Raw genomic sequence first — 12620 nt, forward strand, 5'->3', positions numbered from 1 at the left:
CCGCGCAATCAAATAAACCGACCTGGGACCTTGCACGGCGCCTGCGCGCTTACTACCTTAGCGCCATTCCAAACCAGCCTCGCCTTGCAGGAGCCCTTGCCATGGCCGCCCCCGCCTTTCCTCCCTTCCGCTTGCGGTTCGCAACCGCTGCCACCCTGCTCGGCATGCTCGGGCTGGCCGGCTGCCAGATGGGCGGCTACCAGGATAGCGTGCCACCGACCAGCGGCGTGCAGCCGCTCAAGGGCCTGGCGCAGAACGTTTCGGTACGGCGCAATGCAATGGGCGCGCCGCTGATCGAAAGCAGCAGCTTCCATGATGCGCTGTTCAGCCTGGGCTATGTGCACGCCAGCGACCGCATCGAACAGATGGTCGCCATGCGCCTGCTCGCCCAGGGCCGTCTGGCCGAACTGGCCGGCAGCGAAGCGCTGGACATCGACCGCCTCATGCGCGCCGCCAACCTCAAGCAGAGTGCCGCCCAGCAATACGCCGACGCATCGCCACGGCTCAAGCGCTTCTTCGAAGTGTACGCGCGCGGGGTCAACGCCTACCTGTTCCGCTACCGCGACAAGCTGCCAGCAGGCCTGGCCAGCAGTGGCTATCGCCCCGAATACTGGAAGCCTGAAGACTCGGCGCTGATCTTCTGCCTGTACGCGTTCAGCCAGTCGGTCAACCTGCACGAGGAACTCAGCGCCCTGACCCTGGCGCAGAAAGTGGGTAGCGACAAGCTGGCCTGGTTGCTGCCCGGGGCCCCGGACGAGCCGTTGGCCGAAATGGAAGTGGACAAGCTCAGGGGCCTGAACCTCGCCAGCCAGTTGCCGGGGTTGCCCGCCCTGACAGCCGCCAGCCAGAAGCTCGCCGACCTCGACCTGCTCGGTAGCCCGGGGTCGGCCAACCTGGCCCTGGGCCCGCAGCGCAGCCGCAGCGGCAAGAGCCTGCTGGCCAGCGACAGCCGCGCCGGCTGGGCCTTGAGCCCGGTACAAATCAATACCAGCAAGTACCAGGTGGCCGGCCTGTCCTTGCCCGGCCTGCCGATCGTGCTGGCCGGCTACAATGGCAAGCTGGCCTGGAGCAGCAGCGCAGTGATGGCCGACAATCAGGACGTGTTCCTTGAGCAGTTGCGCCGCCAAGGCAATCAGTTGAGCTACCTGGCCGACGGTAAATGGCTGCCGGCCCGCACCCGTATCGAAACCTTCTTTATCCGTGGGCAACGACCACTGCGCGAAGTGATGTACGACACCCGCCACGGCACCCTGCTGGCCCAGCCAGAAAACGCTAGCCTGGGCCTGGCGCTGAACCTGCCACAGTTCAAAGGTGATCGCAGCCTGGATGCGCTGTTCGACCTGACGCGGGCCAAGAACCTGGAGCGAGCCTTCGACAGCACCCGGGAAGTGACCGCTGCTGCCGTCAACTTCGTTTTCGCCGAGCCTGAGCACATCGGCTGGCAAGTCAGTGGCCGCTACCCCAATCGCCGCGAAGGCCAGGGCTTGCTGCCCTCGCCGGGCTGGGACGGGCGTTACGACTGGGACGGCTATGCCGACCCGATGCTGCACCCATACGACCAGGACCCACCCGCGGGCTGGATCGGCCACGCCAACCAGCGCAGCCTGCCGCGCGGCTATGGCATGCAGCTGTCCAGCACCTGGTATTACCCCGAACGTGCCGAACGCCTGGCACAGCTGGCCGGCAACGGCCGCCACGACAGTCGCAGCCTGATGGCCCTGCAGAACGACCAGGTGACCTTGCTGGCCAACAAGCTCAAGCAGATGTTCGACGCCCCCGGCATGGCCCAGCCTCTGAAGCAGGCAATCGACGCCCTCCCCGCTGTGCAGCGCGACAAGGCCCGCGACACACTGGCCCGGATCAAGGCTTTCGATGGCCGCCTGAGCCCGGTGTCGGCAGATGCCGCGCTGTACGCGTTGTTCTTGCAGGAGGTCGCTCGACAGACCTTCCTCGATGACCTTGGCCCGGCGTCCAGCCCGGCCTGGCAGGCGTTCGTCAGCAATGCACGTTTGTCGTTCTCGGCGCAGGCCGATCACCTGCTGGGCCGCGATGACAGCCCTTTCTGGGATGACCGCACCACGCCGCAAAAAGAAGACAAACCCACCATCCTCGCCCGCAGCCTGGCGGGCGCAATGGAGGCCGGTATCGCGCAACTGGGGGCCGACCGACGCACCTGGCAGTGGGGCAAGCTGCACCAGTACCGCTGGCCGGCACCGGCCTACCATGGCCTGGGTGATGCGATCAGCCGTGCGCCGCTTGCCGCAGGCGGCGACTTCACTACCCTGGCCCTCACACCATTCGCCTGGGGCAGCGACTTCGACACTCGCCTGCCAGCCTCGGCACGGATGATCGTCGACTTCGGCCAGGCCGAACCCTTGCAGATACTGACCAGTAACGGCGAGTCCGGCAACCCGGCCAGCGCGCATTACCGCGACGGGCTGGATGCCTGGTTCAAAGGGCGATTCATGAGCCTGCCGCTGCAACAGCAGAACTTCGCCAGGGCGTATGGCAACCAGCGGCTTACGTTGGTGCCGGGGCGGTAAAGGCGTGCTTGAGGGAAGCACGAGGGGGCCTGGTGAACGTATTCAGCAGCTCCCTCCTACATCCATCCGAACTAACGCCTTGCACCACGTATCCTAACGGGTAAGCCCAGAACCAGTGCCCGTGCCATGGACCTTGTCATCGCCCGCCCCGAAGGGCTGTACTGCCCGCCCGGAGATTTCTATATCGACCCCTGGCGGCCCGTGGACCGGGCTGTCATTACCCACGGCCACGGCGACCACGCACGCACCGGCAATGGCCATTACCTGACCGCCAGCCCCGGTGCCGGCATTCTGCGCAGCCGCCTGGGCCAGGCCATCAATTTGCAGACCCTGCCCTACGGTGAGCGCCTGCTGCACCACGGTGTGACGTTGAGCCTGCACCCGGCCGGGCACGTGCTGGGTTCGGCGCAGGTGCGCATGGAGTACCGAGGTGAAGTCTGGGTTGCATCCGGTGACTACAAGGTAGAACCCGATGGCACCTGTACGCCCTTCGAACCAGTGGCGTGCCACACCTTCATCACCGAGTCGACCTTCGGCCTGCCGATCTACCGCTGGCCAAGCCAAAGCGAGACCTTCGCCGACATCAATGCCTGGTGGCGGGCCAACAGCGAACAGGGCAAAGCCAGCGTGCTGTTCTGCTATGCCTTCGGGAAGGCCCAGCGGATTCTGCATGGGCTGGATGCCAGCATCGGCCCGATCCTCGTGCATGGTGCCATGGAATCGCTCAACCGGGTGTACCGGGCTGCCGGTATCCGCCTGCCGGAAACCCGCTACGCAGGCGACATCCCGCGCAACGATCCACTGCTGCGCCAGGCACTGATCCTGGCGCCCCCATCAGCCAGCGGCAGCAGCTGGCTGCGCCGTTTTGGCGATTACAGTGATGCCTTCGCCAGCGGCTGGATGCTGCTACGCGGCGCCCGCCGACGGCGCGGCGTGGACCGGGGCTTTGTGCTATCCGACCACGCCGACTGGCCCGGCCTGCTCTGGGCCATTGGCCAGACCGGTGCCAAACGGGTAATGGTCACCCACGGCTCGGTCGACGTACTGGTGCGCTACCTCACCGAACAAGGCCTGGATGCCCGCGCCTTCGTCACCGAGTATGGCGACGAAGACGATGCGCCGAACACGGCCACTTCGCCATGAAAGCCTTCGCTACGCTGTTCCTGCGTCTGGACGCGACCACCTCCAGCAACGCCAAGCTCGAGGCACTGCGCGGCTACTTCGACATGGCGCCCGCCGAAGATGCTGCCTGGGCGGTGTATTTCCTGGCCGGCGGGCGCCCACGCCAACTGGTGCCCACCCGCCTTCTACGCGAACTGGCAACAGCGCTGGCAGGCCTGCCGGACTGGCTGTTCGAAGAAAGTTATCAGGCCGTGGGCGACCTGGCCGAGACCATTTCGCTGCTGCTGCCGCTGCACGTCGATGGCAACGAGGAGGGCCTGGCCACCTGGGTGGAACAGCATTTGCTGCCCCTGCGCGGGCTGCCGCCTGAGCAAGTCCGGCAGCGCCTACCGCCACTCTGGGCCCGGTTGGAACGCGCCAGCCTGATGCTATGCCTGAAGCTGATCACTGGCAGCTTTCGCGTGGGCGTGTCAAAGCTGCTGGTCACCCGCGCCCTGGCACAATTGGCCGGGCTGGACGCCAAACGCGTGGCCCAGCGCCTGGTCGGCTACACCGATATAGGCCATCGCCCGACTGCAGCCAGTTACCAGAGGCTGATCGCCCCAGAGTCCGCCGATGAACACAACCAGCGTGGCGGCCAGCCCTACCCATTCTTCCTGGCCCATCCCCTGCAAGTGTCCAGCGATCAATTCGACACCCTGCTCGGGCCACCAAGCGATTGGCAAATCGAGTGGAAGTGGGACGGCATTCGGGCGCAGGTGGTAAAGCGCGATGGCCAGCTGTGGGTGTGGTCACGCGGCGAAGAACTGGTTACCGAGCGTTTCCCCGAACTGCATGGTCTGGCACAGACGTTGCCCGATGGCGTGGTGCTCGACGGCGAGATTCTGGTCTGGAAACCCGGTGAAAACGAGACTGAACTGGCCGTGCAGCCATTTGCCTTGCTACAACAGCGCATCGGTCGCAAAACGCTGGGTAAAAAACTGCTGAACGATGCGCCAGTGGTGCTGCAGGCCTACGACCTGCTGGAGTGGCAGGGCGATGACTGGCGCAGCCGACCGCAACACGAACGTCGAAGCCAGCTGGAACGCCTGGTGGATGAACACCCACTTGCCCCCGTGCTGTTGTCGCCTCTGCTGCAAGGCCCGGACTGGCCCGACCTTGCCCGCCAGCGCGAACAGTCGCGCAGCCTGGGTGTGGAGGGGCTGATGCTGAAGCAGCGCAAGGCCCTGTACGGCGTGGGGCGCACCAAGGACATGGGCATTTGGTGGAAGTGGAAGATCGACCCGTTCAGCGTCGATGCGGTGCTGATCTATGCCCAACGCGGCCACGGCCGCAGGGCCAGCCTGTACAGCGACTACACCTTTGCCGTATGGGATGCACCGGCAGGTACCCCTGATCGGGCGCTGGTGCCCTTTGCCAAGGCCTATTCAGGGCTCAGTGACGAAGAAATGCGCAAGGTGGACGCCATCATCCGCAAGACCACGGTGGAAACGTTCGGCCCGGTGCGCAGTGTGACGCCAACGCTGGTGTTCGAGCTGGGCTTCGAAGGCATCGCACTGTCCCGGCGTCACAAAAGCGGTATCGCCGTGCGCTTTCCGCGCATGCTGCGCTGGCGGCTGGACAAGCCGGTGGAGGAGGCAGATGACCTGGCCACCTTGCAGGCGCTACTGGCCTGAAAAAGTTTGCGTTGCCCGATTGCTGCAGGATGAGGCGCATTCGCTGAAACTATGCTTCTATTTTTGAGCCGACCCGTGTCGCAGACCGTTTTCGCCACGCAGCCAGGACCAACATGCATCACTCAACCCACGACCTGCTCTCCCCCGTTCCGGGCATCACCCGCCAACTGCACAGCTTCCACTTCGGCCCCCGCAGTGGTGGCAAAGTCTATATACAGGCCTCGCTACATGCCGACGAGTTGCCGGGCATGCTGGTAGCCTGGCACCTCAAGCGCCGCCTGGTCGAGCTGGAACAGCAAGGCCGACTGCAGCGCGAGATCATTCTGGTGCCGGTTGCCAACCCGGTGGGCCTGGAGCAAGTGCTGCTGGATGCGCCATTGGGGCGTTTTGAACTGCAAAGTGGCGAGAACTTCAATCGCAACTTCGTCGACCTGTCGGACAGCATCGGCGACCAGATCGAAGAACACCTCACCCAGGACCCGCAGCACAACCTTGCACTGATCCGCGAATACCTGCGCCGCGGCCTGGATGCACACCCGGCCCGGACCCCCCTGCAGGCCCAGCGCCTGATACTGCAGCGCCTGGCCTGCGATGCCGACATGGTGCTGGACCTGCACTGCGACTTCGAAGCGGTCGAGCACCTGTACACCACACCCGATGCATGGCCCCAGATCGAACCCTTGGCCCGTTACCTGGGCGCCCAGGCCAGCCTGCTGGCAACCGACTCGGGCGGGCAGTCGTTCGATGAGTGTTTCAGCCTGGTCTGGTGGCAATTGCAGCAGCGTTTCGGCAAACGCTTCCCGATTCCGTTAGGCTGCTGCTCGGTAACCGTCGAGCTGCGCGGCCAGGCGGATGTCAGCCATGATCTGGCCAGCAAGGACTGCCAGGCGATCCTCGACTTCCTGACCCACGCCGGTGTCATCGAAGGCACCAGGGCCGCCCTGCCCGCACTGTTACGCCACGCCACGCCGTTGGCCGCGGTGGAACCCGTGGCAACGCCACTGGGTGGGTTGCTGGTTTACCATGCAAAACCGGGCCAGCACCTGGAGGCCGGCCAACTGATTGCCGAAGTCATCGACCCACTCAGTGACCGAGTCACCGCCCTGCGCAACAGCCAGCCGGGCCTGCTGTATGCGCGTAGCGTACGGCGCATGGCCACCGCTGGCATGGTCATCGCCCATGTGGCCGGCGAACAGGTATGCCGCAGCGGCTACCTGTTGGCCAATTGATCCGGGTAAAACCATTGCAGCCGGCCAGTGGTCTGTAGAAGCACAGCCGTCGAGGGACCACCTGCCTCATGCCTGCTGCTACCGACCTCGCAAACACCTGGTTTGCCATGCGCGGCTGGAAGCCCTTCGCTTTCCAACGGCGCGTATGGGCTGCCGTCGCACGGGGCGAGTCCGGTTTGCTGCATGCCAGTACCGGTGCCGGCAAGACCTACGCGGTATGGCTCGCTGCGCTACGTGCGTTCAAGCCCAGGCCGCAGGGCCGCCAGCCGGCCCCCATACAGGTGGTGTGGGTGACGCCCATGCGTGCCTTGGCCGCCGATACCGCACGCGCGTTGCAAGCGCCGCTTGAAGAGCTCGAGCTGCCCTGGAACGTTGGGGTGCGCAGCGGCGACACCAACAGTGCCGAACGCGCCCGACAGGCCCGGCGGCTACCCAGTGTGTTGATCACCACCCCCGAAAGCCTGACCCTGCTGCTGACCCGGGCACAGGCACGTGAGGATTTCGCCACGCTGCAAATGGTGGTGGTGGATGAATGGCACGAGCTGCTTGGCAACAAGCGCGGGGTACAGCTGCAGCTGGCCTTGGCGCGCCTGCGCCATTGGCACCCAGCCCTACCGACCTGGGGCTTGTCGGCAACGCTCGGCAACCTGCAACACGCACTGGATGTCTTGCTGCCCCAAGGTGGCCTGCTGTTGCAAGGCCGGCAAGACAAAGCGCTGCAAGTCGACACCCTGCTGCCAGCAGCGATCGAGCGCTTCCCTTGGGCTGGGCACATGGGCCTGAAGATGCTTGACCAGGTCAGCCATGAGATCGATGCCAGTGCCAGTAGCCTGGTGTTCACCAATACCCGTGCCCAGGCCGAAATCTGGTACCAGGCCCTGCTTGAGGCCCGCCCGGACTGGGCCGGGCTGATCGCCCTGCACCACGCCTCGCTGGCCCGTGATACCCGCGACTGGGTCGAGCGCAGCCTCAAGCAAGGCAGCCTGAAGGCAGTGATCTGCACCTCCAGCCTGGACCTGGGCGTGGACTTTCTGCCTGTGGAACGGGTGCTGCAAATTGGCTCGGCCAAGGGTATTGCCCGCCTGATGCAGCGGGCGGGTCGCTCAGGACATGCGCCAGGGCGGCGCTCGAGGGTCACCCTGGTGCCTACCCATAGCCTGGAACTGGTGGAAGCGGCTGCGGCTCGACAGGCACTGATAGCCGGCCACATCGAAGCCCGCTTTTCACCGTGCCTGTGCATGGATGTGCTGGTACAGCATCTGGTCAGCATGGCCTTGGGCAGTGGCTTTCGCCCGGAGCAACTGCTCGCCGAAGTGCGCAGCACCTGGGCCTTTCGCGAGTTGCGCGACAACCAATGGCAATGGGCGCTGGACTTCGTCTGCCAAGGCGGCAGCTCACTGACCGCCTACCCGGACTACCAGCGCGTCGAGCGCCAGGCCGACGGTGTTTACCGGGTTACCAGCGAACGCCTGGCGCGGCGCCACCGCATGGGCATCGGCACCATCGTCAGCGATGCCAACCTGCAACTGAAATACTGGAGCAAGGGCGGCGGCGGGAAAACGCTGGGCAGTATTGAAGAAGCGTTCATCGCCCGCCTGCGCCCCGGCGATACGCTGGTGTTCGCCGGGCGGGTACTGGAGCTGGTGCGGGTGGAAAACATGACCGCCTATGTGCGTCGCAGCACCGCGCGCAAGGCCACTGTAGCGCGCTGGAACGGCGGGCGCATGCCACTCTCGAGCGAACTGGCCGACGCGCTGGTCGAGCAGCTCGATGCTGCCGCCCATGAACGCTTTGACGGGCCAGAAATGCGCGCAGTACGCCCGCTGCTTGCGCTTCAGGCGCAGTGGTCAGCCTTACCCACCACAGGCACACTGCTGGCCGAGACCTTCAAATCCCGCCAGGGCTGGCACCTGTTCCTGTATCCCTTTGCCGGGCGTATGGCCAACCTGGGCTTGGCCAATCTGATTGCCTGGCGGGTCAGCCGCGCACAACCACTGTCGGTGTCGATTGCCGTCAACGACTACGGATTCGAACTCCTCAGCCCGGCCAAGGTGGACTGGGCCAGTCACCTGCCGCAAGCGCTCGGCACCGGGCACCTGCTGGAAGATGTGCTGGCCAGCCTGAATGCCGGGGAAATGGCACTGCGGCGCTTTCGGGAAATTGCCCAGATTGCCGGGCTGGTGTTTGGCGGCTATCCCGCCGCGCAGAAGAGCACGCGGCAAATCCAGGCCTCCAGCGGGCTGTTCTATGAGGTGTTTCGCAAACACGATGCGGGGAATCTGCTGCTTGGCCAGGCGCGGGATGAGGTATTGAGCGAAGAGCTGGAAATCGAACGGCTGCGTCGGCAATTGCTGAAAATGAGCGCGCTGCAACTGGACCTGCGGGCGTTGAAGCGGCCAGGGCCACTGGCGTTTGCCTTGCTGGTGGAAGGCATGCGCGAGACATTGAGCACCGAGAAGCTGGCAGACCGCATTGCGCGGATGGTGGCGGACCTGGAGCAAGCGGCGGACGCGGAATGAATTACCAACCCATCGAACACTGTGGTCAGGTGCTCTGGCTGCTCGCCGACAAAGCCATCTACTGGCCCGCCCGCCGCGCCCTGCTGGTGGCCGACGTGCACATCGGAAAGGCCGCCAGCTACCGCGCCCTGCATCAACCGGTGCCACGCGGAACGACTGAGGCGACACTCGCCCGTCTCGATAGACTGCTGGCCGAGCACGACTGTGAGCAACTGATCATCCTGGGCGATTTTCTTCACGCCCGGACGGCCCGAGCACCGGCAACACTGGCCAAGCTGGATGATTGGCGGAAGCGACAGAGAAAGCTGAAAATTGCCCTCATACGCGGCAATCATGATCGCAACGCCGGCGATCCACCAGCTTCGCTCGATATTCAGATCGTGGACGAGCCTTGGGTTCTGGAGCCCTTTGCCCTGCAGCACGAACCGCAGCCCCACCGCACCCATCCGGTGCTCGCGGGCCATGTACACCCGGTGTTCGTCCTGCGCGGTAAGGCCCGTCAGCGCCTGCGCCTGCCTTGCTTCGTGATCGATGAGCAGGTCAGCCTGCTACCTGCGTTCGGTGAGTTCACCGGAGGGTGGGAAGTCCCCCCCGCCAGCGCCAGCCGGGTGTACCTGGCGGGCGCTGACCGCATCTGGCCGCTATAGCGACGCTCAGGCGACTGGCGCGGGAGGCGGCTCGTCCGGCAAGGTCGGCTCACCCGGCTCCATGGGTGGCGTCTCACCAGGTTCCGGCGGTTGCGGAGTATCGGGGTCAGGTTGATGGGGCACGCCCCCCGCCTGCATGGGCAGCGGGTGCGCCAGCAGTGACCAGGGCAACAACCCTACGTGATTGGGCTGCAGGCCTGCCAGCTTGGCACTGATTGCGGGATGGAGTTTCATAGGCTGCTCCTGACGAAAGCCGATGCACATCATGCACACCGGCGTTACTTCGTTGGAGTGCCAAATGCGCGGGTAATTCCCCGCGCTTGTCGGCTCAGGTGCGCGGCAGGGTGACGCCACGCTGGCCCTGGTATTTGCCGCCACGGTCCTTGTACGACACTTCGCACTCTTCATCGGACTGCAAGAACAGCATCTGCGCCACGCCCTCGTTGGCGTAGATCTTCGCCGGCAGCGTGGTGGTGTTGGAGAACTCCAACGTCACGTGGCCTTCCCACTCGGGCTCGAGTGGCGTGACGTTGACGATGATGCCGCAACGGGCGTAGGTGCTCTTGCCCAGGCAAATGGTCAGGACATCACGCGGAATGCGGAAATATTCGACAGTGCGCGCCAGGGCGAAAGAGTTTGGCGGGATGATGCACACGTCACTCTTGATATCGACGAAGCTGCCGGCATCGAAGTTTTTCGGGTCGACGGTGGCCGAGTTGATGTTGGTGAACACCTTGAATTCGTTGGCGCAGCGCACGTCGTAGCCATAACTGGAGACGCCGAAGGAGATCACACGGCTGTCCTGCTCGCCGCGCATCTGGCGCTCGACGAAGGGCTCGATCATGCCGTGTTCCTGCGCCATGCGGCGAATCCACTTGTCCGATTTGATGCTCATGGCGGGGTGTCCTGAAGAGTTGCGTGGTGAAAATCGTGATGCGCATATTACCGGTCCCGGCGCCCAGGTTAAAGTTCCATCCCAAATCCCGCGCCGGGTGGGGGCTGCAGCCGCCGCCGATCCGAATTTGCCTAAAGCGCCTTCTGACCATTGGCAGGTTGCGGAAAGTGGGGTAAGGTGTTGCCACTGTGCTGCACGTGACACCGAGAATCTCTAGTTTGATGCACGATCCTGATCGGCCCATCGCTGAATTTTCTGCTCTCTTTGCGCTCAGTCCCGGGCAGGGTTTTTCCTGACCGTTATCAAATTGTCCAAGGAGACAGAAAAATGTCCAACCGTCAATCCGGTGTTGTTAAGTGGTTCAACGATGAGAAAGGCTACGGCTTCATCACCCCTCAGTCGGGCGACGACCTGTTCGTGCACTTCAAAGCCATCCAAGCTGACGGCTTCAAAACCCTGAAAGAAGGCCAGGCTGTTACTTTCGTCGCTACCCGCGGCCAGAAAGGCATGCAGGCTGAAGAAGTTCAGATCGCCTAAGTCGATCTAGCTTCCTAGCTTTCAAAAAAACCCGCCTTCTGGCGGGTTTTTTTATGCCTGTGCAAAAGCCATGCATGCAAGTGTGGGATCGGCCTTGTGTCGCGAAAGGGCCGCAAAGCGGCCCCAGCAATACTTGATTGCATCACGGATCTTGGGGGCGCTTCGCACCCCTTTCGCGACACAAGGCCGCTCCCACTGGGACTGCGTCAGTCTTCGCTGATGGTAATGCTCGGCATTGCTGGCGCCGCTGCTTCCTGCAGCACGATCCGCGCGCCCACCTGGCGGGCCAGTTCCTGGTAAACCATGGCAATCTGGCTTTCCGGCTCGGCGATCGCCGTCGGCTTGCCGCTGTCGGCCTGCTCACGTATCAGCATCGACAACGGCAGCGACGCCAGCAGGTCGACGCCATACTGGCTGGCCAGCTTCTCGCCGCCACCTTCACCGAACAGGTGCTCGGCATGGCCGCAATTCGAGCAGATATGTACGGCCATGTTCTCGACAACGCCCAGCACTGGAATGTTGACCTTGCGGAACATTTCCACGCCCTTCTTGGCATCCAGCAGAGCCAGATCCTGCGGCGTGGTGACGATCACCGAACCGGCCACCGGGACCTTTTGTGCCAGGGTCAACTGGATGTCACCGGTACCTGGCGGCATATCGATCACCAGGTAATCCAGGTCATCCCAGGCGGTCTGGGTGACCAGTTGCAGCAGCGCGCCAGACACCATCGGGCCACGCCATACCATCGGCGTGTTGTCGTCTGTGAGGAAAGCCATGGACATGACTTCCACACCGTGAGCCTTGATCGGCACGAACCACTTCTGCTCGCGAATCTGTGGACGGGTGCCCTCGGCGATGCCGAACATCACACCCTGACTGGGGCCGTAGATATCGGCATCGAGAATACCTACCCGTGCGCCTTCACGTGCGAGGGCCAAGGCCAGGTTGGCTGCGGTGGTCGACTTGCCCACACCGCCCTTGCCCGACGCCACGGCGATGATGTTCTTGACGTTGGCCATGGCTGGCACCTGTGCCTGGGCCTTGTGCGCGGCCACCACGCAGTCGATCGAAACCTGGGCGCCACTGACACCCTCAAGGCTGCCGATGGCGGTCTGCAGCACCTGGGCCCAGCCACTCTTGAACAGCCCTGCGGCATAACCCAACTGCAACTGCACGCTGACCTGCCCGCCCTGGATATCGATGGCGCGCACGCAGCCGGCGCTGACCGGGTCCTGGTTCAGGTAGGGGTCGGTGTACTGGCGAAGCACGCCTTCAACGGCGGCACGGGTGACGGCACTCATGGAGACTCCCATTGGCAAACTGAATGTAAAACAGCCGCCTATCCTAACCCGTCAATCGTCAGCAGATACGCTTGCGGGGTGAAATATCTTCGCCAGCCCTTTATAGTGGCCGATCACCCTCATTTTTACCCCGTAGCCAGATAAGTAGCCG

General features: G+C 63.8%; 10 protein-coding genes. 7 read left to right on the forward strand and 3 right to left on the reverse strand.

The annotated features are described in order from the left end of the window. Positions 1–101: 101 nt before the first annotated feature. The 6 genes from ACYCCG_RS19385 to pdeM all read left to right on the forward strand — a co-directional run bounded on the left by ACYCCG_RS19385 (position 102) and on the right by pdeM (position 9736). Entirely contained in the window at positions 102–2543 is a 2442-nt protein-coding gene (locus ACYCCG_RS19385; RefSeq protein ID WP_209967686.1) for a penicillin acylase family protein, read from the forward strand. A 126-nt stretch (positions 2544–2669) separates the two neighbouring features. Further along, on the forward strand, positions 2670–3686 hold the full coding sequence (locus tag ACYCCG_RS19390; RefSeq protein WP_209967688.1) for a ligase-associated DNA damage response exonuclease: 1017 nt from the start codon (positions 2670–2672) through the stop codon (positions 3684–3686). Beyond that, a complete protein-coding gene (locus ACYCCG_RS19395; protein ID WP_209967690.1) occupies positions 3683–5341 on the forward strand; it encodes an ATP-dependent DNA ligase in 1659 nt (552 codons plus the stop codon). Before ACYCCG_RS19390 ends, ACYCCG_RS19395 begins: the two co-directional genes overlap by 4 nt. Before the next feature lie 113 nt (positions 5342–5454). Continuing rightward, positions 5455–6570: a succinylglutamate desuccinylase/aspartoacylase family protein gene (locus ACYCCG_RS19400; RefSeq protein ID WP_209967692.1), complete on the forward strand. Its 1116-nt coding sequence runs from the start codon at positions 5455–5457 to the stop codon at positions 6568–6570. Between the two features lie 68 nt (positions 6571–6638). Further along, on the forward strand, positions 6639–9089 hold the full coding sequence (locus ACYCCG_RS19405) for a ligase-associated DNA damage response DEXH box helicase (RefSeq protein ID WP_459671528.1): 2451 nt from the start codon (positions 6639–6641) through the stop codon (positions 9087–9089). Continuing rightward, positions 9086–9736, forward strand: a complete 651-nt coding sequence (gene pdeM / locus ACYCCG_RS19410) for a ligase-associated DNA damage response endonuclease PdeM (protein WP_176685344.1) — start codon at positions 9086–9088, stop codon at positions 9734–9736. The genes ACYCCG_RS19405 and pdeM overlap by 4 nt, the downstream gene beginning before the upstream one ends. A gap of 6 nt (positions 9737–9742) precedes the next feature. Here pdeM and ACYCCG_RS19415 read toward each other — a convergent pair whose 3' ends face one another. Next, entirely contained in the window at positions 9743–9970 is a 228-nt protein-coding gene (locus ACYCCG_RS19415; RefSeq protein ID WP_003254918.1) for a hypothetical protein, read from the reverse strand. A gap of 94 nt (positions 9971–10064) precedes the next feature. Continuing rightward, positions 10065–10631, reverse strand: a complete 567-nt coding sequence (gene dcd / locus ACYCCG_RS19420; protein ID WP_176685345.1) for a dCTP deaminase — start codon at positions 10629–10631, stop codon at positions 10065–10067. Between the two features lie 327 nt (positions 10632–10958). Here dcd and ACYCCG_RS19425 point away from each other — a divergent pair, with 327 nt between their 5' ends. Further along, positions 10959–11168 carry a cold-shock protein gene (locus ACYCCG_RS19425; RefSeq protein WP_003254922.1) on the forward strand — a complete coding sequence of 70 codons (210 nt, stop codon included), beginning with the start codon at positions 10959–10961 and terminating at the stop codon, positions 11166–11168. 206 nt (positions 11169–11374) lie between these two features. Here ACYCCG_RS19425 and apbC read toward each other — a convergent pair whose 3' ends face one another. Beyond that, positions 11375–12469, reverse strand: a complete 1095-nt coding sequence (apbC, locus tag ACYCCG_RS19430; protein ID WP_176685346.1) for an iron-sulfur cluster carrier protein ApbC — start codon at positions 12467–12469, stop codon at positions 11375–11377. Between the last annotated feature and the right edge of the window lie 151 nt (positions 12470–12620).

The organism is Pseudomonas sp. VEM90 (assembly GCF_054611535.1).